This is a genomic window from Microvirga sp. 3-52, assembly GCF_018383585.1.
Lineage (GTDB): Bacteria > Pseudomonadota > Alphaproteobacteria > Rhizobiales > Beijerinckiaceae > Microvirga.
Map to the genome: position 1 here is coordinate 26,620 of NZ_JAHAMK010000033.1, position 22,612 is coordinate 49,231.

A 22,612-nucleotide genomic window follows, 5' to 3' on the forward strand; every position below is an offset into this window, starting at 1 on the left:
AATGGGACAGGATGCCTTGGAGTTGCTCAATGTTGTGGGACGGGATCGCCCGGCGCAGTGCCGGATCGGGGGGTGGCGGGGGAGCGGTGGAGATCAAGCCGCCGGCCGAACGCGAAGCCCGGACGAAGGCAAGGATCGGTCTGGCCCTAGGCGGAGGCGCGGCGCGCGGCTGGTCCCACATCGGCGTGCTGCGCGTCCTTACGGAAGCCGGCATCGTTCCGGATGTGATTGCCGGCTCCTCCATCGGCGCCGTGGTCGGCGGCTGCTATGCGGCCGGCAAGCTCGACGAACTGGAAGCCTTCGCCCTGTCCCTGACCAAGCGACGCGTCATGGGCCTTCTCGATTTTCATTTCAGCGGTGCGGGCCTGATTGCCGGCGGGCGTCTGCAGCGCTTGCTCGAACAGGATTTGACGGACCGCCGGGTCGAGACACTGCCGGTCAAGTTCTGCACCATCGCGACCGAACTCGTGAGCGGCCATGAAATCTGGCTCACCCGCGGTCCCCTCGTCCAGGCCATGCGCGCCTCCTACGCCCTTCCCGGTGTTTTCGATCCGGTCATGATCGGCGGTCGCTGGCTCATGGATGGCGCCCTGGTGAACCCGATCCCGATCACGGCCGCCCGGGCGCTCGGCGCCGACATCGTCATCTGCGTGAACCTCAACGGCGAGGTGCGCGTGCGCGGCACCGTCATCCAATCCTACGATGCCGGGACAAGCGACGAGCAGGAGATCGAAGAGGCCATCGACGAAGCTCCCCGGCGCTGGGGAATCTTCCCCGGCTCACGCGGAGAAAAGCCCCGCAAGCCGAATGCGCCTGGGCTCGCGACGGTGATGGTCGATGCCTTCAACATCACCCAGGATCGCATCGCCCGCTCGAGGCTCGCCGGCGACCCGCCCGACATCATGGTGGCGCCGAAGCTCGCCAAGATGGGCCTGTTCGAGTTTCACAGGGCCGGGGAATGCATCACCCTGGGCCGGCAGGCCACGGAGCGCGCCCTGCCGGATATTCTCGAACTGCTGCAGGAAACGCAGACGAATTGATCGGCGCATCGTGCGCCCGAGGGACCCCGCCAGGGAAAAGTGGATCCTGAAAGTGGACGCCACCTTCAGGTCCGATGGTCAGGCCGTGGCGATGTATTCCTTGATCGCCTGAGTTTCCGCCTCGACCTCCTCGAGCCGCAGCTTCACCACGTCCCCGATGGAGACGATGCCGGAAAGTCGCCCGCTTTCGACCACGGGGATGTGCCGGAATTTCTGCTGGGTCATGAGTTCCATCACGTCGTTGATGGAGGTCTCGCCCGTGCAGGTGACCACTTTCTCGGTCATGAAACGGGAGACCGGCTCGTCCAGGGCCTTGGCACCGTGCAGGGCAACCGCGCGCACGATGTCGCGCTCCGAGATGATGCCGGTGACCGGCCGGTGACCGTCCACGATGAGAAGGGCACCTATTCTGCGCTCCGCGAGAACCCTGGCCGCTTCGCTCAAGGATCGGCCCGGCTCGATGGTGGCGACCTCGTGGCCTTTGAGCGAAAGGATTCGATTGACGATCATTTATTCCCTCCCGTTGTGCGAACGGCGAGGACCGTCGGTGCCCCCCGCCCGCCAGAGCATCGGGCCCAAAAGAGGAAACCACTCCTGGGATCGACCCGATGCCTTAGTCTCTCAAGTGGCGCCTCGTCTGGCGCGGAAAACCGGATTCGCTTTTCCGCACGACGCGCCGTGCCGAAGCCGGGTATCGCTCCCCATGACATTGGGGCGAGAACCCTACGTCAGCCTAACGATGATTGGGGCAAACCGTGTCGGTTTCAAGCCGAGATGCGGCTTGGCCGTGCGGGAAGCGGGTCCAGCAGCGGGAAAATGGCAAGGCCCGCCAGGAAGCCGCCGATATGGGCCTCCCAGGCGATGCTCGCATCCATGAGTCCCAGGGGCTGCACGAAGGCGAACACATAGTTTGCGGCAAACCAGATCCCGAGGAAGATCAGAACCTGCCGGTTGCGCACCATATGCCCCAGGGTTTCGCGAGGCCTCTCGTGCGGCTGCGTCAGGCGCCCTTCCCAATGCCACGAGGTCGGAGCGAACATGAACCAGGAGGCTGCCGCCATCAGGCCTGAAACGGCCCCGGACGCGCCGATCATGGGGAGAACCTGGAAGGGGTTCATGAATGCGTAGAAAACGGCCCCGCACACGGCCGAGGCCGCCGAGAGGATGAAGAATCGCCCGCCGCCGCAGCGCCTCACGATGGGCGTGCCGAATGCCGCCAGCCAGACGCCGTTGATCAGCACATGCGCCCAGGAGCCATGGAGGAAGGCATAGGTCAGCGCAGTCCAGGGCCGCCCCTCCTCCGTGGCCAGCACGTATTGCGCCAGTGCCATCATCGGCGTGACCGTGTCCTCCGGGACGCCGTCCCGCAGGGACGCCATGATCTCATCGGCCTGAACGCCCCCGAAGGCCACGGCCCAGCGGGCGGGAATCACGGCCCAGTCGATGATCAGCGTAAAATCCGTTTCATCGGACAGAAGCATCCGAAGGGCGTGGATGCCGATCAGCACCACCAGGCACACGCCGATGACAGCCGGCAGGTTGAGGATCGGCTCACGGAGACGAGGCGGGTGTGGAGACATGAAAAACTTTTTCTGACAGCCGGATCGTTGTGCCGGCGGCGTTTGATTGATTTTCTCAGCTAGCCTCAATCAGGGCCCGCAGTCGAGAAAAACCAACAGGTTAGCGACGGTCAAGCTTCCCCTGCAGAGAGACGTTCATCGCTCGTTTCGGGCATCCGAATTTTTTGTTAACCATAATGGAACCGGTCCGGGCGCGACGCGTTAACTCACCTTTTACTTTCCGCTTGAGCCTAAAATGCAACCATGTCAGTTTGGTTAAAAGAACGTTAACCGGCTGGTGGGGCATGCGGCAGGATTATTTCAAGAACGGCCTTTTCTGTGGCGTAAATGAGAAGCCGGCCATTTCCGGCAAGTTCATCAAAACAGCTCTTCTCGGCCTGTCTTTCCTGTTTTTCGGCGCGGCCGCTCAGGCTCAAACTCTTGCCGCCCTGCCCGTTTCCACGGCTCCGATCACCAGCGTCGGCACGGCCAAGCCGCTTCAGGGCTGGTCGCAGTTCTGCGAGAAATTCCGCTCCGAATGCACCGTGAATGTGGCCGAGCCCGACACGATCGAACTGACCTCCCAGGTCTGGAAGGCGATCGTCTCGGTGAATCAGCGCGTGAATTCCAGCATCAAGGCCGTAACGGATGCCGACCACTGGGGCGTCGTCGATACCTGGGGCTTCCCCGATGACGGCCGCGGCGATTGCGAGGATTTTCAGCTCCTGAAGCGCAAGCTCCTTGCCGAAGCTGGCCTGCCCCGCCGCGCCATGCGCATGACGGTCGTGATCGACGAGCTTGGCGAAGGCCACGCCGTCCTGATGGTCCGCACCAATCGGGGCGATTTCGTCCTCGACAACAAGACCTCTTCGGTTCTGCCCTGGCACCGCACCGGCTACGTCTACATCAAGCGCGAAAGCCAGGACACGGTCGGCTGGGTTTCGCTCGGCGGCATCGTCTCGTCGCCGACCACCACCGCGAACCGCTGAGGCACGGCTTTTCAGTCTGAAGGTTCAGCTTTAGCCCGGCACCGCGTTTCCCTGTACGTTCACTCCGACGTCATGGCCGGCCTTGTGCCGGCTATCCCGATGCTGAGAGGCACCGTGGTTTTCCGATCAGGATCACCGGCGCAAGGCCGGTGATGGCGCAGCGGGAGCGGTCGTCGGCGAGACTTGAGGCGCAGATCAGTCGATCCGCCTCATTCCCTTTGAGAAACGCTTCCAATTGTCCACGTAGTTCCTGGCGGACCAGCGGAGCCGCTCGATCGATTCCGCATCCAGCACCCGGATGGCCTTGGCCGGCGCGCCGACGATCAGCGAATTGTCCGGAAAATCCTTGCCCTCGGTCACCAGCGCATTCGCCCCCACCAGGCAGTTCGCGCCGATGCGCGCGTGGTTGAGGATGGTGGCCCCCATGCCGATCAGGGAATTCTCGCCGATCGTGCAGCCGTGCAGGATGGCCTTATGCCCGATGGTGCACCCTGCCTCGACGGAGAGCGGCGCGCCCATATCCGTGTGGAGCAGAGCCCCTTCCTGGATGTTGGTGGCCTCGCCGATATCGATCAGTTCGTTGTCGCCGCGCAACACGGCCCCGAACCAGATGCCCACATCGAGCCCCAAGCGCACCTTGCCGATTACATGGGCATCCGGAGCGATCCAGAAGAGGCCAGGTTCGGGAAGGATCGGAGCGGCGTCGTCGAGGCTGTAGATCGGCATCGCGGGTCCAGAATGAAAGCAGCAGAACTCGGGACAAGTCCTGCTGCGGGAAACGGCCTAGTCCTCGAGATCCGTATCGAGAATGGCCATGGTGAAGTTGAAGGAGCGATCCCCGTCCTCGTCATCGACGAACAGGACGCCGACGAATTCCTCACCGATGTAAACTTCCGCCGAATCGGTCTTTTTCGGGCGGCCGACGACGCGGATCGAGTGGTTCGCAAAGGTCTGGCGCAGGTAGCGCTCGACTTTAGCCATCTCGGTTTTTTCCACTACAGGTCCTTTCTTGATGTCACGGATGCAGCACTTGCCATGCCCGGCAAACGCGAGCAAGCGGTGTTGGGTCCCTCAAGGATTCCTGTTCCTAGATTCCGTCCGTATCGGAGAAGCACTGATCCATGGAGCGGGCGGGCTCTGCGCATCCGGCCGTGCCGACGACCTTCGCCGGGATCCCTGCCACCGTGGCATTCTGGGGCACGGGCTTGAGAACCACGGATCCGGCGGCGATCCTGGCGCAATGGCCGACCTCGATATTGCCGAGGATCTTGGCGCCGGCTCCGATCAGAACGCCTTGGCGGATCTTGGGATGGCGGTCGCCAATCTCCTTGCCGGTCCCGCCCAGCGTCACGTCCTGGAGCATCGAGACGTTGTCCTCGATGACCGCGGTGGCGCCGACCACGAGCCCGGTGGCATGATCGAGGAAAATGCCTCGGCCGATCCGGGCCGCCGGGTGGATGTCGGTCTGGAACGTGTCGGAGGAGCGGCTCTGGAGATAGAGCGCGAGATCCTGCCGTCCCCTTGTCCACAACCAATGGGCCAGGCGGTGGGTCTGAATGGCGTGGAAGCCCTTGAAGTAGAGCACGGGCTCGATGGCCCGGGTCACGACCGGATCCCGGTCGATCACGGCGCTGATATCGGCCCGCATGGCCGCGCCGATGGCGGGATCACGCTCCACCGCTTCGAGGAAGATCTGCTCGATGATGTCGGCCGGAACGGCCGCATGGCCCAGGCGCGAGGCCACCCGGTGGATGACCGCGGCTTCCAGGCTCGGCTGGTGCAGGATGGCGCTGAGCACGAAGCCGGCGATCGCCGGCTCCTCCTGAACGACGGCCTCGGCTTCCGAGCGCAGGCGGTTCCAGACGGGATCGACCTTTCCCACGATGGAGTCCGGGGCTCCCGGCTTCAGGCGCGTTTGTGTCATGATAGTCTCCTTGCCGGTTTGCTGTCGCCTCAGCATAGATAAGAAGCCTAGCCTTTTTACCACAGATCCAAGCGGGCCATGACTTACTCTTTTTCGCCAGCGACCTCCAAGCTTGCCGCTTCGCTTTCCGACGGCATTGCAACCGTGTCCATCGACAATCCACTCAAGCACAACGCCCTGGACCTGGAGATGTGGCAGGCCTTTCCCGACATCATGACGGCCCTCGACCGGGACCCTGAGGTTCGGGTGATCGTCATCAGGGGCGCCGGACGGGAATCCTTCGCCTCCGGGGCCGATATCGGCGAGTTCGCGACGTTGCGCGCCGATGCCGAAGGCGGAAGGCTTTACGAGGGCACCAACGAGGCGGCCTTCTGGGCGGTCGCTCATTGCTCCAAGCCGGTCATCGCCATGATCCGCGGCTTCTGCCTGGGCGGCGGATTCGGCCTGGCCCTCTCCTGCGACCTGCGCGTGGCTTCCGAGAGCGCCGTCTTCGGCATTCCGGCGGCCCGGCTCGGGATCGGCTACCCTCCCGGAGCCATGAAACTCGTCACGGCCGCCGTCGGCGCCCCGGCCGCAAAGGACCTGTTCTTCACCGCGAGGCGGATCGATGCACAGGAAGCCGCACGCCTGGGCGTCGTGCAGAAGGTGGTGGCCGAGGAGCAGCTGGAATCGGCCGTCACCGCACTGGCCCGGACGATCGCGAAGAACGCGCCCCTCACGATTAAGGCCGCCAAGGCGGCGATCGACGAAGCGGTCGGCATCAGCCACCCCGACGTCGACCCGGTCGCCCTCGCCGATCGATGCTTCGACAGCGCCGATGCCGCCGAGGGACGCAACGCCTTCCTGGAAAAGCGCGATCCGGTCTTCACCGGCCGGTAGGGTATGTTCACCCCTCCCGGCGGTACACGAAATAGCGCCCTTCCGGCACATTCGTCAGGGCCGTAACGTCCCGGCAGGACGGCATGTCGAAGGCCCGATCCCCGAGCAGGATTCCGCCCGGCTGAAGCAGGGCTTCCAGCAGCGGCGACAGGCGCCGGGCGAGGCTGCGGTTCGCCTCCTCGTCGCCGGTCCCGATATCGATATGGATCAGGGCCGCCGAGCGCCGTCCGTGCCGTTCGATGAACGGCGGCAGGGTGTCGAAGAGATCGCCGACGATCAGATAGCCTTGCGGCGGATAGCAATCGGGATGGGCGGCGGGCGAGCGCTCGAACACATGGATCTCGCGGTCCGGCAGCCGGGCGCGCAGGTGATCGTAGGTGCGCCCGTTGCCGAGGCCGATCTCCAGCACGAGCCCGGCGGGGCTGATATTCTGCGCGGCCCAGTCGAGCAGATCGCGCTGGGCCGTCAGGCGCCGGATGGCGCTGTCGAGGCGGGTCATGCGCGTCTCCTGCCAGGATCCATCATGGCCGGCTCGCCAGGAAGTCGAGCACGCCCTGCTTGTGCACCTTGTCGCCGACGGCGAGGTTGTGATCCCGGCCCGGAATGTCGAGCGCCGTCGCGTTGGGCATCAGCGCGGCCAGATCCGGACCGGAGCCCGACACGTCGTCGGCGGTGCCGACGGAGACCAGGGTCGGGAGCGTGATGGCGGAGACCTCCGCCTTCGTCAGCACCTGCCGCGAGCCGCGGATGCAGGCGGCGAGCGCGTTCCGATCGCTTTTGTTCTGGTCCGCGAAGGCGCGGAACATGCGCTGCATGGGATCGGTCAGGTCGTCGAGGGAGCGCGCCTCCATGGCATCGGCGATGCCGAGCGGGAGGCCGACGCCTTCGACGAGGTGGATGCCCAAGCCCCCGAGCAGCATGGAGCGCATGCGGTCCGGCGAGGCGATCGCCATATGGGCGGCGATGCGCGCCCCCATGGAATAGCCCATCACGTCGGCGCGCTCGATGCCGAGATGATCGAGCAGCCGGCGCCCGTCCTCGGCCATGCGGTAGGAATCGTAAGCCGCGGGATCGTAGAGTTTCTCGCTCTCCCCATGGCCGCGATTGTCGAAGGCGACGACCCGGTATCCGGCCCGCGTCAGGGTCTTGACCCAGAGCGTGTTGACCCAGTTCACCGCGTGGGTCGAGGCGAAGCCGTGGATGAGGAGAATCGGGTCGCCCTCGCCCTCGTGGGGCGGGACGTCGATATAGGCGATGCTCACGCCGTCGGAATTGAAATAGCGCATGGGACCAGAGGAAGGTTGCCGGATGCCGCGCACCCTAGCGCATCGTGCGGAAAAGTGGACCCGGTTCGCCGTCGAAATATGCGGCAATCGACCGGAGGGAAGCGCCTCCGTCATGGCCTCCCCGGACTTGATCCGGGGATCGGTGCCGGCCTGTCACTGTCCGGCTTACCCCTCGACGTCATGGCCGGCCTTGTGCCGGCCATCCCGATTGCTTGAAGCGCCGCACTCTTCCCATCGGGATCACCGGCACAGGGCCGGTGATGACGTGGTGCGGGTGAATCGTCGCTCCCATCCTCAGGAGGTCGCGCAGCGACGATCTCGAAGCCTCATCCTGAGGAGCAGACGCAGTCTGCGTCTCGAAGGAGGATCCAGAGAGTAATGGAGACGCCCTGATCCTTCGAGACGCCGCCTCCGGCGGCCCTCAGGATGAGGGCTATGGCTGAGGGCCCGACAGGGAGGGCGATCCCGGACGCGGCGCCCCACCGCCGCGGAACTGGATCGAGCAGCGCCGCCTCGCCCGCCTCCCCGCCCCGCAATTCCCGCACCGCGGCGCCGTGCGCGTAGAGCATCAGGCGCCCGTCCGCATCCTCGTAGACGGCATAGAGCGGCACGCCGCGCCGCCCATTCGGTCGGTCGACGAGCCGCGCGAACAGACCGGCGATCTCCTGCACCGCCTGCAGCCCGCAGTATGCGACGCCAAGCACTGTCACCGCTCCGGTGACGAGCCAGAGCGCCTGGATCCCTTCCGGCGCGGTGTGAAACTTGGACAGCGCGTCGGCCACGACGCTGTAGGACGGCTCCATGCGGTCACTCCCCTGGGTGAAGCAGCCACCAGCGGAGCGCTGGTGGCCGGGGAGCTAGAAAGCCGCGCTAGGACGGCCGCATTGGCCTTTGGGCTTTCGCCTTGGACATGCGCCAACACCTCCCCGGCCATACGGCGAGGGAGACATCGTTGCGGTCGATGCCGACCGCCTAACGTGAGGATTCTAGGCCCCGGAACCGGGTGCGCCCGGTTCCGGCAACGAGGTAACACGCATCAGGGGTGCGGGGTCAATGGGGAAGGTGTGGTGGAGGTTGCACGCTCCCAATTCACTACCACCCTCTCGTCATGGCCGGGCTTGACCCGGCCATCCACGTCTTAAACCGCTGTGCAGAAAAAGGCGTGGATGGCCGTGACGAGCACGGCCATGACGGTGGAGTGGTCGATGCGCCTGAGTATCCTCTGGATATGCAAAAGGGCGGATGGGTCTATATCATGACGAACCGACGCAACGGCATGCTCTATCTCGGCGTGACGAGCGGTCTTGCCCGCCGCGCATGGCAGCATCGCGAGGGCCGGATCGACGGCTTCACCAAGCAATACGGCCTCACGCGCCTCGTCTGGTACGAATGGCACGACGACATCCGCCTTGCCATCCAGCGCGAGACCACCATGAAGCACTGGTCCCGCGCCTGGAAGGTGCGCCTCATCCACGGCATGAACCCCGATTGGGACGATCTCTACGAAACGCTGAACCAGTAAGCGCACACGCCCCAACGCGCTGTCGTCATCCCCGGACTTGTTCCGGGGATCCACGCCTTTCCACACCGACCGCGGCACCCGCCACCGTCATGGCCGCACGTGGCTTATGGGCATTCACGCAATCTGCTCCCAACCGTGCCGCATCTCACGCCTCGGCTCGATTCAAACGGCCTCTCTCCGTCGTCATAGCCGTGCCCGTCAGGGCCAGCCACGTCTTCACACGGGTCAAGGCATGGATGGCCGGAACAAGTCCGGCCATGACGGCAAGGGCGTGCTGTCGGGCGATCAAGACTGGACCAAGATGTGAGAGGCGATCAGCGCGCAAGCAATCACTGCACTGCGTCAGATGCCGGTGCATCCGCATCCGCTCAGCCCGCTACTCCCACTTCATCGTCATGGCCGGACTTGTTCCGGAGACTGCGAGACAGAGGAGCATATCGTGATTTCATATGCACATCATATAACTTTAACGATGCAAAGTGTTTCGCGGTCAGATTTTTCTTTAGTATCGTTTCTGATGCATATCTACGGTGTTTCACAGGTATCAAGCAATGACTCAAGTTAATATTCTTCCGGAGGATAGGTTAGTCTTTGATCGCTTGAAATCTACGGGGCGTATCACTCATGGATTGCGTCGAACAATCACTCAACAATGGAATGAATGTGTTTGTTGCGGCAACCGTGCTCTTAATGGTCGTCCGGTTTTTGCAGGATACGATACAGATAATAGGCCCGTATTGGTTGGAGCTTGCTGCTCTGGTCAACTCGTGGAACTCGCAACTCCAATTTATCCAACAGGTACCCTCAACCTGTCTATAGACGACGTTCAGCCGATCTGGCGCTATATGGACTTCGCGAAATTCGTTGCCATGTTGCAGCAAGGCGGACTCTATTTTCCTCGCGCTGATAAACTTGAAGATCGTTTTGAAGGGGCGGTAGGACTAGCCAGTAGAGAAGCGGATTGGGATCGCTTCTATCTTGATTTCTTTCGAAAAGCTGTAATTTCACCTCCCCCAGGTTACTCGCCGCCAGTCCTCTCGGAAGAGCAAATTGAAAAGACGGCGCAGAGACTACTCAAGGAAATGAAGTCAGACGCCCTACGCATCAGAAGTCTCCTGGTGAGTTGTTGGCATGCTAATGATGTAGAGTCAGAAGCACTCTGGCGCCTCTACTGCCCACCTGCAACGTTGGGAGTAGCAATCCAGTCCACTGTAGGCCGGCTATGGGATGCAACCAATCAAGACACAAGTGCGGTTGTTGGCCGAGTCCATTATTTGGATTTCCGTCACTCATTCGCAGGTCACCAGAAAGAGCGCATCTTCTGTAAGCGCCTCTCGCTTAGCCATGAGCGCGAAGTTAGAGCGATATTAGACAATGATCATGCAAGCCCTGTCGCCGGGAGGACATTGGTGTGTAATCTAAATGCTCTCATTATAGAGGTAATTATCTCTCCATTTGCACCACTTTGGTTCACTGATGTTGTGTCTGAAGTAATAAACAAATTCGGCTATTCGCTGCACGTGAGACAGTCTCAACTTCTGGACGAGCCATTCTACTGACCTGAGGCAAATCGTTTACCGTCCACACGCATGAGGGTCGAACTCAAGGTCCCTGGCCTATAGGAAGTGAGCTTGGAACAAATGTTCTCTCTTTGTTCTTGACAATCCTCCTAACCTGGGCTATAACCCTGCACAGATCGGTTCCATCGAGGGGCGCTTTCGCGAGGCGTCGCAGAAGAAGGGAACCGGCACGGTCCTGCGGCAGGTCTCGCAACCCTGCTGGCGGGAGGCCCTTGGTGCTTTCGGGCTGCCAAGTCTAAACGCCTAAAAGTACCGTGCGCGACGGGCGGACCTGCTCTTCCATCTCACACATAGTCATCGAGCCGGGCCGCCACTCGCGCCACCCTCGATCGCCTTCGAACTCCGGGCCCTCGAAGCCCGGAGACGAAGGCCCATGCCCTTATCCCATTTCATGTTCCATCAGCGATTGCCGAAAGACCATTCCATGAAGCGCTTTCATCCCATCCTGTCCGAGATGCCCGATTGCGACGATACCCTGCGGCGCCTCGCCGACGTGCTGCAGATGCCGCTCACCTGCCGCAGGAGCCGCTGCCGGCGCAGGGGCTCGTGCCAGGGCGGCTACGGGCCGCCCTGCTATCTGGAGTGCCGCCGGGCCTTCGTGGACGGCGTGGGCGAGCAGATGCAGGAATACTGGGAATATTGGCACGGCCGGTGCCGAACGATCCAGGCGCAGGAGCGGCGGCCGTGAGACCTTCTCTTCGGAAAAAGCCTCTAGGCGCATGGCCGTTCGGCCATTATGGTGCCGGCCGATTTCATGGGTTCGAGAGCAACGGCATGGCTGACAAAGGCACACCCCACTTCCACAACGATCCGGGCGTTCCCGTCATTCACGTGGGCTCCAAGGAGTTCATGTGCATCGGGGCGACGCCGCCCTTCGATCACCCGCACATCTTCATCGACATGGGCTACGACAGCGAGACCGTCTGCTCCTATTGCTCGACCCTGTTCAAGTACGATTCCTCCCTCAAGGCCGACGAGGCCCGCCCGGCGGAATGCAAGTGGGAGCCCGATTTCGCCACATCTCCCGCCTCGCGCTAAAACCATCGTGTCGCTTCCCACGATGCGCTGCCTGACGACGACGGCATCGCCGGCATTCCGCACGCGGATTCCGGTCCCGGCCCCGAGGTTTTAGATGCCCCGCCTGTCGATCGCGGTCGTCGGCGCCGGCATCGGCGGCCTGACGGCGTCCCTGGCGCTCGCCCGGCAGGGCCATGCGGTCACGCTGGTCGAGCGCCGGACCGGCTTCTCCGAGGTCGGGGCCGGGCTCCAGCTCTCGCCCAATGCCAGCCGGATCCTGATCGGGCTCGGGCTCGGCGCGGCCCTGCGCCGGGTCGCGACGGAGCCGCAGCGGGTCGTCGTGCGCGCCCTCCGCTCGGGCAAGCCCATCGGGCAGGTGACCCTCGGGGCCTTCATGCGCGAGCGCTTCGACGCGCCCTATTGGGTCGTGCACCGGGCCGATCTACAGACGGTTCTCCTCGATGCGGTCCGGTCCGATCCGGCGATCCGGCTCGTCATGGGCCGGAATGTCGAGACCGTGGAGGACGGGCCGAACGAGGCCCGCCTCACCTGGACTTCCGCGAGCGGCGCGCGGGAGAGCTATGCTGCCGACATGATCGTCGGCGCGGACGGGGTCTGGTCGCAGGTCCGGCGGGCCCTCGGCGACGGGAAACCGCCCACCTTTCGCGGATACATCGCCTGGCGCTCGACCTTCGAGCGCGCCGCGGCGCCGGTCGAGCTCGCCGGCGACGAGACCGGCCTCTGGCTCGGCCCGCTGGGCCACGTGGTGCATTATCCGATCGCCGGCGGCAGGCTCGTCAATGTGGTGGCCATCGAGAGAAGCCCCACGCCGGTGGAAGGCTGGGCCGCGCCGGGCGACCGGGACGAGCTTCTCGAGCGCTATGCCTCGGCCGCCTCTGCCCTGCGCGCCCTCCTGTCGCAACCGCAGGAATGGCTGCGCTGGTCCCTGTTCGACCACCCGGCCGCGCGCCTCGCCGGGGGCCGCATCGCCCTTCTCGGGGACGCCGCCCATCCCGTCCTGCCCTTCCTGGCCCAGGGCGCCGCCCTTGCCATCGAGGAGGCGGCCACCCTCGCCCTCCTCCTGGGCCAGGACCGGCCGGAAATCCCCCAGGCTCTGGCGTCATACGAGAAGCTGCGTCTCGGCCGCGCCAGCCGGGTGCAGAACGAGGCGCGCAGGAACGGGCGCATCTACCATGCGGGCGGCTTGATGGGCTTTGGGCGCAATCAGGTTATGCGCCATCTCGGACCCGAGGGCATGACCCGGCGCTACGACTGGCTCTACGGTTTCCGCATCCCGGCGTGACGACGGGGCGGGAAGCTCTTGGCCCTTGCGCTCTCGGCCCTGGCCCGATAACCCTCATTCCAGCGCGGACGTGGCGAAACTGGTAGACGCAAGGGACTTAAAATCCCTCGGGCTATGCCCGTGCGGGTTCGACCCCCGCCGTCCGCACCACTCGACCCGAAACGCGACTCTCCGAACACCAGCCCGGAAGCGGGCTCAAACAGAACACCGGGTGCCGTCACGCACTCCGGTTCCCTATGGCTCGGCGGTGTCAGCTCGGGTGAAAACCCCGAACCGCTCCGGCAGGGACGTGGGGCTGGAGGCGTGAAGTCTCACGTGCGGGAACGCACCGCCGACATGACGGCTCAGGCGCATCCTCTTCAGACCGTTATCGCCTCATCCCTGCTTTCGAGGAGAAGGACAGTGACCACGAGAGACACCCGGCTTTCCATCGAAGCCATCCCGTCCATTGAAGACAATTCGAACCTGGAGCGGCGGCGCCTGCCGATCTCCTTGTGCCTGGCGGGGACCGCGGTGCTCATGAATATTCTCGCCGCCGTTCTCTCGCTGATGGCGCTGTCCGTTTCCTGACGGGAGATGGGGCGCGGTCTGCTCGTCAATGGAGATGGTCATGAATCGCATGGAACGGGTATGTGCTGCCATCGGCTTCATCGGCATCAGCTCTGGCGCAATGGCCCAAAGCCATCCGCTGACCACGGGGATGACCTGCAATCAGGCACGAAGCCTTGTGGCCGCACAAGGGGCTGTCGTTCTCAACACGAGCGCCACAGCCTACGACCGATACGTGGCCTCCAGTGCGTATTGTGGGCTGGGTGAGCTGGCCGGGCCGGCCTGGGCTCCAACCCAGGATGCTCCCCGGTGTCCGATTGGATCCCGCTGCGTTGGCGTCGCTCGCGGAAGTGGGCCCTGAGGCTGAAAGGCTCCTCCCTTCGTCCAGTTGCGACCGACATTGTCCCGGCAGGTTTTGATCGACCTGGAGCATCGGACCCGAAAGTGGATGTGCACGTCAGGACCCTGTGCTCAATCCCTTGAGCGGCGCATCCTTCGGTGCACGAGACGATCCCGTCACCATAAACCATGCGACGATGCGGGTTCTCTTGAGCCCTGCGACATCCCGGGTGTCTCAGGATCACGTCCGCGTTCCAACGTCTCGGCAGCTTCACAGAAGGCGCGTGAGGCTGTGAAGCACGTCACAGCGCCATCGGCCGAATTGCGTCACCCTGCATGCTGTCAAAGGTCCAGAGGAAGACGCCATGAAGACGACGAGCTATCTCCAGAAGGAACGCGCACCAGCGGCGCGGCCCTTCCCGATATCGGTTGCCCTGCTTCTTGTCATCGTGGGCATCAATATCACGGCAACCGTCTTATCGCTGCTTGCCGCACTTCCAGGATGACGGTGCGCCCGCGCGGGCAATGACAGCCGAAGGGGCGTTATCGCCCGATCTACCAAAGCAAAGGGAGATGATCGGCGTTCCTTGAAGATCTTGTCATTCAGGATCATCGCCCAGCAATGTCGCTCCACCAGCCGCACCAATCACGCAAGCCGTGAGTAGACTTCGAAGGGCGCTTCGAAGCGCGAACCTCAGCTCAACCGCCGTACCTCGTGGAACTCTCCGGCGGACGGACCCGGCTCCCTGAGGTTTCCTGTTGCCCACATGGCGGCCTGAGTGCGATTGGCGACGCCGATCTTGCGCAGGATCGCCTTGACGTGAACCTTGATCGTCGCCTCGGTGATATCGAGCTTTCTCGCGATGACCTTGTTCGGATCGCCGCCCATCAGCGACTGCAGAATCACGGTCTCACGGGGTGACAGCTTCTGAGCCCTCAGATCTGGAGCCCGACGTTCCGCCAGCGGGATGACCTCAGCCGTCCCCGAGTGCCCCAGTTCCTGGTCGAAGAGTGTCCGGACGAGGGATCCGGGCAGGATCTTTTCGCCCAGCATGGTGAGTTCGAGGGTCTTGATCAGTACGTCACGGGTGCTTGTCGCCAGGCAGAAACTGTCAACGCCGGCCGAGACTGCCGAGTGTACGGCCTGAACGTCGAGTCGATTGGCGATCGCCACCACCCGTACGGCAGGATGCTGTCTCTTGGCATCTTGGATCAACTCAAGCGCCTGCTCGGGGGAACCGGTAGCATCCACGATGCAGAGGGTCGGCTCCGGCTGAGTGTGATGCTGCGAAGTCGCCATCCCGGCGGAAGTCAGCGCGATCACATCGAAGCACGTACCCGACAGGAGCTGTGCGAGCCCGGCCTGCAGCAGTGCATTCCCGCAAAGCAACTTTGTTGCAATGATCTGAGTGAAATCATTCTCGAAACCATTTGTCTGCGCACCAGACGCCGCGGCATGTCTAAAATGATCTTTGATCATTGCTTGCCCCTTGTGATGAACTCTACGCCATCAGCCCTTCAAATCTATCAGGACGCAAAGAGCTCACTTGATCAAGAGAGGAACCCACCAATCTAGCCATTAAGGAGTACGTATTACTCCCTAAGGGCCTCGGCGGATAAAGCTTGTGTTAAGGATTTTCAGGTTTGGACCGCACTGACCTCGCGAGAGACATGATCCGGGAATCGCGAGGTCTCGTTCGAAAAAATGAGGCCGGCAGCTTCCACCTCCTTGGGATTACTAACTTGGAGCCAAGTCCTTAACCCGCAAGCTTAGACCGCACTCGTTGCCGATGAACATGCCGGAACGATATTATTCCCTCATGGACTCAGAAGGCTGGAGGGGGACACATGCCAGTCGCCAAAGACGCTCTGCCGCGGCAGCGCACCATGAATGGCGCTCATGGAAACATGATAACAGAGAACGACCTCAAGATTCTTTGGGTAGCGAGAACGCTGACCAACATAGACTTCCAGTATGGAGAGGACATCCTCAGTCTTGACCGGAGCGATATTGAAGTCGAGCAAAAACGATACATCGAGAGGCAACTGCTCTTGAAGTATCGGGAGCGCCGCGAGCCCTACCAGAAGCTTCTGGAGAGCCTCAGGGCCTAGAGTATCGGATTCAAAAGCGGATTGCATTTTTGGATTAGTTCGATGCTCCCGCTCTCGTCGAGAGATCGAGCTGATAAAAGAGGCCCCGAAAGGGGCCTCAGTTTCTCAGAGGGAGCAACCAATGCTGTCGGCCACCCGATCAGTGTCCCTCCGTCAGGCATGATGGTCAATTCACGTATCCTTACGGATCATGACCGTCGTGATCGTGAACGGTACCGCATAACACGGGAATGCAGATGCGCCTTTCCGTTCCGGTGAAGCGCGGGCCGTTCGTGGAACAGCGGAGGATGCGACGGACCGCGTCATCTACGATCGCGATGAGGGTGTGCTGCACCATAATTCCGATGGCTGGGGCGCATCCGGGCAGACAGCCTCTGCGAAACTCGCGACAGGATGGAGAATGACCTCCACTGTTTTTCAGATCACGTAGTTCCTGTCCGAGCCTGTGCGAATGATCATCTGCGCAGAAACCAGATGCAGGGTTCGCCAATGAGTGCATCCGATGTGCAGGCTCGCATCGCATGCGAGCCAATTCCGCTAGATAGCGAGAGCCGCTTGAGATCCACTCACTCCAGGAGATGAACGATGACACCCGGCTCAATCTTCCGTCAACTCGCCCTGCTTGCCTGCGTGGCATTCATCGGCTCGCGTGCGGATGCTCTGGCGCAAAGCCATCCTCTCACCTCGAGAATGTCCTGCGCTCAGGCACGGGGCGTGGTTGTCGCGCAAGGATCCATCATCCTCAATACGAGCCCTCTCACTTATGAGAGATTCGTGAGAGGCAATGGCTACTGCGTTCTGGGCGAGACGACCGAACCTGTGTGGGTCCCGACGGCAGACGCGGCTCAATGTCCGATCGGCTATCGTTGTGCGAACCGCAACATCACATCCCGCAATTGAACTGGCGCTCAACGCTCCCTTGCCTGACCTGAACCGGTTTCAGCGGTTCGCGGCCGCTTGATCAGCCGGCGCCCCGGGACGTTGAATTTTGCTCTCGTGAAAGCGGCGAACCATATCGGTGCCGATGCTCGCTTTCGGATTGCTCGCATGCTGATCACGGCTCGCTGCATAGCAATCCTGCATGGCAAAACTCTCGTTGGCCTTGGGATTGTAGAACGTCTTCTCCGTTCGGTTATAAGACCACGGCTCGTCGCTGCAGTTTCGTCCATATGCCCCGATCGTATTCTCGACCGCCGTCCATTTGAGATTGGAGTTGGGGCATTGGCCCTCATATTGGCCGCTAAAAGCCCCAATGCGCGGATAGCAGCTCGTCTGAGCCTGGATCGGGCCGAGCCCAGCCAGGAGGAACACAGCGGACAAGATCACTCTAGGCATTGGCTCATCCGAAAACGTTGCGGTTCAGACTAGCAACAAAGATGACATAGGGAAATGAGCGCCAGCGATGCCAGCCAAGGAAGCGCCTCTCAGCGGCTGATCCAGGCTCGCAAGGCCAGGATCGGCGTCAGGATCGGCCAACCGAAGCCGGCGATCAGAATGTGGTCGAGGCCGATCTCTTCCTCGCCATTGATCATGGTTGATACCGCCAACAGCAGGATCACACCGAACAGATAGACTATGAGAACTTCACGCATGAACCCAGCCGCCTTCGTCGTTAAGGTCGAGCTTTGGCGCAGTGTTGGGATGAATCCAATGCGACCGGCGGTCGCCTCATTCTTTGTAGCGGGGTCTCCACGCTGCAGCTGTCTACAGAGGAAAGTGGTCTCTTCGCACGCACCAAACTTCCCGAAAGTAAAAAATACTTCTTTTTCAGAAACTTAGCTGCAACTCATTCGGGCTTTACCCGTTCTCAGGCTCAAGGATGAGCAACCGAAGGAGGATATGAATGCCAAAGCGGCTCCATCCTTATGTCGCAGGCGGCCATAGAAGTTGGAGCGTCAGCTCCAACAGCCCGACTGCGTCCGGTCAGTCCGACCTCTTGAAAGATCTCGGCCGGCAATTGCAGCAAAATTATCAGAATCTTCTGAAAGAACCCGCTCCCGATAGCATCAAGCAGTTGCTGGAGCGGTTGGAGCGAACCCGCCACCCCGAAGAGGACGGCAATCTCTAGGAGCCGGTTGGCTCCTCCCCTGCTCCAGCAACGACGACGTCAGCGCCTGCGACGGTTTTCCTGGCGGGATGCGGACTCACGCGGAATGAGGTTGTAGATCAGGAACCCGGCAAGGACCCCCGCACCGAGCAGAACCAGTGGGTACGACCTAGCGGCGTGCGCCACCTCGGACGCTTTCTCCCGAACGACGTACAAGGGCGCGGAATCGTGGATCAGGCGCTCCGCGCGCCTCAGATTTTCGCGGCGGGCATGGATTTCCAGATCATATCCCTCGTCGTCCTTATGCGGGTGGAGAGAAATGCTGTTGCGGGCGAATCCACCCGACACCAGGCGCTGAACGGCCTGGTTAGCCTCCTTGCGCGACGGGAACCTGCCTGTGGCAACGGACGAATGCGGCATCAGTCAATCCTTTCAAACTGCTGACGCCAATTCCTGGCGAACGCCAAGGTTCCACGTCTCCGCCGGATAGGTCGCAAGGGCCGAGTCCCGAGGTGCCTGCGCGCTCCTGTGTCAGTTCCGTCGATAGGCTTGAGCGGCTCTCTCAGCTTCCATAAGGACTTCGAGTGCTCTCCAGGGTTTCTGCAGGAACCGAACGTCCCGGGGGACATCGCCTTCCTGCTGATCAAGCGGCTTGCCCGAGGTCAGTACAGTTCGAACCCACGGCCATTTCAGGCGCACGGTGCGAACCAGATCCAGGCCATCCATCAGGCAGGGAAGACGGACATCGGCAAACAGAAAGGCCACATCCTCGGAATGCAGCCGCAGATAATCCAGAGCTTCTTCCGCGCTGGATGTTTCTACGACCTTGAGGTCGGTCTCCTCAAGGAGAGCTGCCGCCAAGCCTCTGACTTCGAAATCGTCTTCGACGATCAGAGCTACGCGATAAGGCTCAATCCTCTGTCCCATCCGGCCATCTCCTCTATTATCCGGCTGCTGTTCTTGGGGTCCTTTGCCGCGCAACGACCCTTGAGACTCTGTGATCACTGGGAAGACCGGCCCGGAAACTCAAAGCGGGTGGTCGGCGCGATGAAGCGAAACGCGATATGAAGCTGCCTTCTGCCACGCAGCTACTCGGAACGCTTCATTTCGAGGCTGTTTACAAATTCTGTATTTCCCGGTGGTGCGACCATCGGGTGAAGCCCTCATCACAGAACGGTGAATACGGTCGTGCGTTTCAGCTTGGCCGTTAAGAAATTTGCCCGCACGTCTTTTTTAGCCCTGGAGGAACACGCCTCGGCGCTGTAGCTTAAGCTTAGAACCGACCGTTCTCACGTGAGATCCCTGCCGTGTTCAAGGAGACCCAGCTTCACCAAGAGTTCTTGGATCTGGAGCACCACATGCGGCTTCTGGATCGGCAACTCGCCGATGCCCTTCAGCGCATTCGCCACGGTTCCTCGCCGGATCTCGTCGAGAAGGCCAAACAGGACGAGAGGCATCTTTTAACGGAACTCGATCGCCTCATGACCCGGATGCGTGCCATCGAGGGCCAGCTTCTCCAAATTCAGAAGAGCGCCACCCGGCACTGAAAGCAAAGATAAATGCAGGGGCCGCACCATGTGTGAAAGCACACGTCGCGTGGTGGCCTCGAGGTCCATGGTGGCGTGCGATTAACGTAAGGTCAGGTCACGGAGAAGATGAGGTATGGCCATCAAGGATTCTCATCTCGAATCTCGCACCGAAGCAGCCTGTGATCGAGTCGCATGGCGGCCCGGAATTCCTTGGTTTCCGACATTGCTCGGCGCACTGGCCGTCCTGAACGTCGCGTCGGTCGTCATGGTTCTGATGGAATAGGTCTCTTCACCGACAACCCTGTCGCAACAGGTTTCCCAGAGGTATGAGGAACTGCAGGGCGCTTTACCTGATAAGCGGCCCTGCAGGTTCATAGAACGGACTAGCGCAACCCGAGGAACGACAAGATCGCGAGGACGACTACGATCGCTCCGATGAGCCAGATGATGTTGTTCATGATGATGCTCTCCTGACGGTGGAATTGACCCCATGCCAACGGTCAAGGTGAGCCTTCGTTCCTTCGGTCAGGGTGCATTGGGCTCATTGGAAGCGCAGTCGGTCACATCCGCGCCGGCCACACCCCCGGCTGAGCCAATCTGTCTTCTCGATACGGTCGTGCAGGCCTCGCGCGTGAAACCCTGGCGCGTATCCGCCTGGATGCGGCCATCATAGACGCGCTCCGTCTCATAGCCGGGCCCGGCCTGGTATTCCCAGGTGGAAACGCCGGCGGCGCCCACGCATCCGGTCAGCCCCACCGTAAGGATCGCAGCAGAAGCCAGTTTTCTGAAGGCTTTGAACACCATCGACCCCATTCCTTTTGAAACTGGACAATCTCCTGTCGGCTTATAGGCAGTATTTCCGTAACGGCAATGTGCCGGTCGAACACCCAAAGAAAAACCCCGGTGTTGCCACCGGGGTTTTCCGATCCGATCAGGACGAGTCGATTAGAAGTCGCGCTGAACGCGCAGGCGGCCTTCCCATGCGTCGTCATCATCGTTGCCGACGATGCCGCGCGGGTCGAGGTTGGAATAGAGAACCTCCACACCGATATCGAGACCCGAAACCGGCGACCAGACCACGTTCGAACCGGCGCGCCACTCGTTGAAGTCGTTGGCCAGGGCAGGAGCGTTGGCGCTATACTCTACGCGAGCATACGAACCGAACACGCTCTGGCGGATGGTCGGGGTCCAGTAGTGGTTGATGCCACCGGCAATGGACCAGCCGCGGCCTGTATCGATGTCGCCGTCAGCGCCGATGTAAGCGTCGACGACCGTGCTGGAAGCCCGACCAACTCCGACATCCGGGTCGAAGCCGAGATAGCCGAGAGCGCCGTCAGCATAGGTTGCTGCAAGCCAAAGGGCGTCGCCCTCGGCAAGCATCGGCAGGTTGACGTAGCCCTGAGCCGTGACAGCCCAGCCGAGCGTGGTGTCCGGGTATTCAGTGCCGAACAGGGTGTCGCTGCGTAGCTGGTGCACGGCACCGCCGAGCTGAGCCGAACCCCAGGTGCCGGCGTATTTCAGGTTGGCGACGACGTCGGGCATCGTCTGGCCAGCCTCGTCGAAGAGGCTCGTGGCATAGGTGCCCTCTTCGGCCGCTAGCGTAGCCGAGAAGCCGTTGCCGAAGGAGAAGGTGTAGGCGAACACGTTCACGGTCGGAGCGTCATAGAAGCGGAGCGTGCCCCAGTTATCGTTCGGTAGGTCGCTGTTCATGAAGAACGAGATCGTACGACCGGCGGTGAGGCCGCCGAACTGCACGAAGGCCTGGTCGACATTGGCCGAGGTGGAGCTGAAGCCGTAAACGCCCGTGTCGCGGGTCATCTCGAAACGCACGAAGGTGCGGAGCAGACCGTAAGCGGTAGCGGTGCGGGCGTCGATATTCAGACGGCCACGAGCACGGAAGCCGATAGCATCATCTTCACGATCGGTCGGCTCAAGATACTGGAACTCGGCGCGAACACGGCCGCCGACGCGGAGGCAGGTTTCGGTGCCGGGGATGTAGAAGAAGCCTGCGCCGTAGGTGGAGCAGACGCGAACGTATTCGACAGCAGCGGCCTTCTTCGCGGGNGGAACTCGGCGCGAACACGGCCGCCGACGCGGAGGCAGGTTTCGGTGCCGGGGATGTAGAAGAAGCCTGCGCCGTAGGTGGAGCAGACGCGAACGTATTCGACAGCAGCGGCCTTCTTCGCGGGGAGATCGGCGGCCTGTGCCCCTGCAACAGCCGCAAGACCCGCGACCGATCCAAGGAAGAGGCTCTTAGCGAGCTTCATGGTTTTCTCCAAAAATGCCTGAGTCCATGACCCATGTACAAACGTGACCATAATCATGGCGGACTTCAACGCAACTGACAGAAGCGTTCGATCCGCCCACCGGTCGTGCAATCTGCTGAAAACATAAGCATTTCGGCCAGAGGCAAATGATAATCTGAGCCTCTGTGACAAAATTTCAACAATCTGAAGTCAAACCATGTTCGCCTGACGTATCGACAGGCAGGCATTCACATTCAGCCCGGTCCGGGAGTGCCGACAGGCTGCCGTCAATCTCAGTCGTCGAGAAAGTAATCGGCGTCGCGGCAGACATATCCCACAGGGCATTGGGGCGTATCCCGCGTCGGCACGAAGCTGGGCTCGATCGATTCATTGAATTCACAGAAGCTGCGATCCCGAACATAGCGATCGTAGGTGTAGGTGCCCGTACCAAGGACCACGGCGCCGCGCGCAAACACGGTCCCGCGTGCCTGATTGCAGGTCATGCTGGGCGTCATAGGTCGAGACTGGGCCAGGGCGCTCGAAGCCGATGCTAATGCCACCAGAACAAGAGCTAGTCTTCCCATCGTCGAACCCTTCAAACAGACACACCTGCAGGGAGCACATTTCCCGCATGACAACGTGGAAAGGCGAGTTCGGTTACGCGCGAAGCTCGAGGTTTTTCTTCAAAGAA

The 22,612-nt window shown here is 61.7% G+C and carries 31 protein-coding genes and 1 tRNA gene; 16 read left to right on the forward strand and 16 right to left on the reverse strand.

The annotated features are described in order from the left end of the window. Positions 1-29 precede the first annotated feature (29 nt). Positions 30-1,040 carry a patatin-like phospholipase family protein gene (locus KHP60_RS20310; RefSeq protein WP_213566122.1) on the forward strand — a complete coding sequence of 337 codons (1,011 nt, stop codon included), beginning with the start codon at positions 30-32 and terminating at the stop codon, positions 1,038-1,040. 78 nt (positions 1,041-1,118) lie between these two features. On the opposite strand, the gene KHP60_RS20315 is transcribed toward KHP60_RS20310, so the two are convergent. Beyond that, positions 1,119-1,550, reverse strand: coding sequence for a CBS domain-containing protein (locus tag KHP60_RS20315; protein ID WP_213566123.1), 432 nt, complete (start codon positions 1,548-1,550; stop codon positions 1,119-1,121). 254 nt (positions 1,551-1,804) lie between these two features. Beyond that, the gene (locus KHP60_RS20320) at positions 1,805-2,620 is read right to left on the reverse strand and encodes a rhomboid family intramembrane serine protease (RefSeq protein WP_213566124.1); all 816 of its coding nucleotides are present in this window, start codon (positions 2,618-2,620) and stop codon (positions 1,805-1,807) included. Between the two features lie 284 nt (positions 2,621-2,904). Between KHP60_RS20320 and KHP60_RS20325 the strand changes: the two genes are divergently transcribed. After that, complete coding sequence (locus KHP60_RS20325; RefSeq protein ID WP_213566125.1) at positions 2,905-3,588, forward strand: transglutaminase-like cysteine peptidase; 684 nt, start codon at positions 2,905-2,907, stop codon at positions 3,586-3,588. A 195-nt stretch (positions 3,589-3,783) separates the two neighbouring features. Here KHP60_RS20325 and KHP60_RS20330 read toward each other — a convergent pair whose 3' ends face one another. The 3 genes from KHP60_RS20330 to cysE all read right to left on the reverse strand — a co-directional run bounded on the left by KHP60_RS20330 (position 3,784) and on the right by cysE (position 5,512). Next, positions 3,784-4,314 carry a gamma carbonic anhydrase family protein gene (locus KHP60_RS20330; protein ID WP_213566126.1) on the reverse strand — a complete coding sequence of 177 codons (531 nt, stop codon included), beginning with the start codon at positions 4,312-4,314 and terminating at the stop codon, positions 3,784-3,786. 57 nt (positions 4,315-4,371) lie between these two features. Next, complete coding sequence (locus KHP60_RS20335) at positions 4,372-4,569, reverse strand: DUF3126 family protein (RefSeq protein WP_201752112.1); 198 nt, start codon at positions 4,567-4,569, stop codon at positions 4,372-4,374. 106 nt (positions 4,570-4,675) lie between these two features. Continuing rightward, complete coding sequence (gene cysE, locus KHP60_RS20340; RefSeq protein WP_213566128.1) at positions 4,676-5,512, reverse strand: serine O-acetyltransferase; 837 nt, start codon at positions 5,510-5,512, stop codon at positions 4,676-4,678. A 78-nt stretch (positions 5,513-5,590) separates the two neighbouring features. Between cysE and KHP60_RS20345 the strand changes: the two genes are divergently transcribed. After that, entirely contained in the window at positions 5,591-6,391 is an 801-nt protein-coding gene (locus tag KHP60_RS20345; RefSeq protein ID WP_213566129.1) for an enoyl-CoA hydratase, read from the forward strand. Positions 6,392-6,398: 7 nt separating this feature from the next. Here the strand turns inward: KHP60_RS20345 and KHP60_RS20350 are convergent, their stop codons facing one another. From KHP60_RS20350 to KHP60_RS20360, 3 genes are all read right to left on the reverse strand, one after another. Then, positions 6,399-6,890: a class I SAM-dependent methyltransferase gene (locus KHP60_RS20350; protein ID WP_213566130.1), complete on the reverse strand. Its 492-nt coding sequence runs from the start codon at positions 6,888-6,890 to the stop codon at positions 6,399-6,401. A gap of 22 nt (positions 6,891-6,912) precedes the next feature. Continuing rightward, on the reverse strand, positions 6,913-7,677 hold the full coding sequence (locus KHP60_RS20355; RefSeq protein ID WP_213566186.1) for an alpha/beta fold hydrolase: 765 nt from the start codon (positions 7,675-7,677) through the stop codon (positions 6,913-6,915). A 326-nt stretch (positions 7,678-8,003) separates the two neighbouring features. Continuing rightward, the gene (locus KHP60_RS20360; protein WP_213566131.1) at positions 8,004-8,480 is read right to left on the reverse strand and encodes a hypothetical protein; all 477 of its coding nucleotides are present in this window, start codon (positions 8,478-8,480) and stop codon (positions 8,004-8,006) included. Between the two features lie 425 nt (positions 8,481-8,905). Between KHP60_RS20360 and KHP60_RS20365 the strand changes: the two genes are divergently transcribed. The 8 genes from KHP60_RS20365 to KHP60_RS20400 all read left to right on the forward strand — a co-directional run bounded on the left by KHP60_RS20365 (position 8,906) and on the right by KHP60_RS20400 (position 14,493). After that, positions 8,906-9,199: a GIY-YIG nuclease family protein gene (locus KHP60_RS20365; protein WP_283770735.1), complete on the forward strand. Its 294-nt coding sequence runs from the start codon at positions 8,906-8,908 to the stop codon at positions 9,197-9,199. A gap of 551 nt (positions 9,200-9,750) precedes the next feature. Beyond that, a complete protein-coding gene (locus tag KHP60_RS20370) occupies positions 9,751-10,758 on the forward strand; it encodes a hypothetical protein (protein WP_213566133.1) in 1,008 nt (335 codons plus the stop codon). 394 nt (positions 10,759-11,152) lie between these two features. After that, positions 11,153-11,467, forward strand: coding sequence for a hypothetical protein (locus KHP60_RS20375; protein ID WP_213566134.1), 315 nt, complete (start codon positions 11,153-11,155; stop codon positions 11,465-11,467). A gap of 86 nt (positions 11,468-11,553) precedes the next feature. Then, positions 11,554-11,817, forward strand: coding sequence for a zinc-finger domain-containing protein (locus KHP60_RS20380; protein WP_213566135.1), 264 nt, complete (start codon positions 11,554-11,556; stop codon positions 11,815-11,817). A 94-nt stretch (positions 11,818-11,911) separates the two neighbouring features. Beyond that, complete coding sequence (locus KHP60_RS20385) at positions 11,912-13,099, forward strand: FAD-dependent monooxygenase (RefSeq protein WP_213566136.1); 1,188 nt, start codon at positions 11,912-11,914, stop codon at positions 13,097-13,099. Positions 13,100-13,163: 64 nt separating this feature from the next. Next, positions 13,164-13,249 (forward strand) — tRNA-Leu (locus KHP60_RS20390). 252 nt (positions 13,250-13,501) lie between these two features. Beyond that, entirely contained in the window at positions 13,502-13,669 is a 168-nt protein-coding gene (locus KHP60_RS20395) for a hypothetical protein (protein WP_213566137.1), read from the forward strand. A 683-nt stretch (positions 13,670-14,352) separates the two neighbouring features. Continuing rightward, the gene (locus KHP60_RS20400; protein ID WP_213566138.1) at positions 14,353-14,493 is read left to right on the forward strand and encodes a hypothetical protein; all 141 of its coding nucleotides are present in this window, start codon (positions 14,353-14,355) and stop codon (positions 14,491-14,493) included. Between the two features lie 188 nt (positions 14,494-14,681). Here the strand turns inward: KHP60_RS20400 and KHP60_RS20405 are convergent, their stop codons facing one another. Further along, on the reverse strand, positions 14,682-15,467 hold the full coding sequence (locus tag KHP60_RS20405) for a response regulator transcription factor (RefSeq protein ID WP_213566139.1): 786 nt from the start codon (positions 15,465-15,467) through the stop codon (positions 14,682-14,684). 368 nt (positions 15,468-15,835) lie between these two features. On the opposite strand from KHP60_RS20405, the gene KHP60_RS20410 reads away from it, so the two are divergent. After that, entirely contained in the window at positions 15,836-16,099 is a 264-nt protein-coding gene (locus KHP60_RS20410; protein ID WP_213566140.1) for a hypothetical protein, read from the forward strand. Between the two features lie 585 nt (positions 16,100-16,684). After that, positions 16,685-16,999, forward strand: coding sequence for a hypothetical protein (locus tag KHP60_RS20415; protein WP_213566141.1), 315 nt, complete (start codon positions 16,685-16,687; stop codon positions 16,997-16,999). 39 nt (positions 17,000-17,038) lie between these two features. Here the strand turns inward: KHP60_RS20415 and KHP60_RS20420 are convergent, their stop codons facing one another. Both KHP60_RS20420 and KHP60_RS20425 read right to left on the reverse strand, forming a co-directional pair. Beyond that, positions 17,039-17,419, reverse strand: a complete 381-nt coding sequence (locus KHP60_RS20420; protein ID WP_213566142.1) for a hypothetical protein — start codon at positions 17,417-17,419, stop codon at positions 17,039-17,041. Positions 17,420-17,523: 104 nt separating this feature from the next. Beyond that, on the reverse strand, positions 17,524-17,691 hold the full coding sequence (locus KHP60_RS20425; RefSeq protein WP_213566143.1) for a hypothetical protein: 168 nt from the start codon (positions 17,689-17,691) through the stop codon (positions 17,524-17,526). Positions 17,692-17,942: 251 nt separating this feature from the next. Between KHP60_RS20425 and KHP60_RS20430 the strand changes: the two genes are divergently transcribed. After that, positions 17,943-18,167, forward strand: coding sequence for a NepR family anti-sigma factor (locus KHP60_RS20430; protein WP_213566144.1), 225 nt, complete (start codon positions 17,943-17,945; stop codon positions 18,165-18,167). 39 nt (positions 18,168-18,206) lie between these two features. Here the strand turns inward: KHP60_RS20430 and KHP60_RS20435 are convergent, their stop codons facing one another. Together KHP60_RS20435 and KHP60_RS20440 are read right to left on the reverse strand one after the other, a co-directional pair. Then, complete coding sequence (locus KHP60_RS20435) at positions 18,207-18,566, reverse strand: hypothetical protein (RefSeq protein ID WP_213566145.1); 360 nt, start codon at positions 18,564-18,566, stop codon at positions 18,207-18,209. Between the two features lie 111 nt (positions 18,567-18,677). Next, a complete protein-coding gene (locus tag KHP60_RS20440) occupies positions 18,678-19,073 on the reverse strand; it encodes a response regulator (protein WP_213566146.1) in 396 nt (131 codons plus the stop codon). A 431-nt stretch (positions 19,074-19,504) separates the two neighbouring features. Between KHP60_RS20440 and KHP60_RS20445 the strand changes: the two genes are divergently transcribed. Both KHP60_RS20445 and KHP60_RS20450 read left to right on the forward strand, forming a co-directional pair. Beyond that, complete coding sequence (locus tag KHP60_RS20445; protein ID WP_213566147.1) at positions 19,505-19,693, forward strand: hypothetical protein; 189 nt, start codon at positions 19,505-19,507, stop codon at positions 19,691-19,693. A gap of 115 nt (positions 19,694-19,808) precedes the next feature. Beyond that, positions 19,809-19,958, forward strand: coding sequence for a hypothetical protein (locus KHP60_RS20450; protein ID WP_213566148.1), 150 nt, complete (start codon positions 19,809-19,811; stop codon positions 19,956-19,958). A gap of 242 nt (positions 19,959-20,200) precedes the next feature. On the opposite strand, the gene KHP60_RS20455 is transcribed toward KHP60_RS20450, so the two are convergent. The 3 genes from KHP60_RS20455 to KHP60_RS20470 form a co-directional block, all read right to left on the reverse strand. Next, entirely contained in the window at positions 20,201-20,479 is a 279-nt protein-coding gene (locus tag KHP60_RS20455) for a hypothetical protein (protein ID WP_213566149.1), read from the reverse strand. Between the two features lie 141 nt (positions 20,480-20,620). After that, the gene (locus KHP60_RS20460) at positions 20,621-21,913 is read right to left on the reverse strand and encodes a porin (RefSeq protein ID WP_409366306.1); all 1,293 of its coding nucleotides are present in this window, start codon (positions 21,911-21,913) and stop codon (positions 20,621-20,623) included. 301 nt (positions 21,914-22,214) lie between these two features. Next, entirely contained in the window at positions 22,215-22,505 is a 291-nt protein-coding gene (locus tag KHP60_RS20470) for a hypothetical protein (protein WP_213566150.1), read from the reverse strand. Between the last annotated feature and the right edge of the window lie 107 nt (positions 22,506-22,612).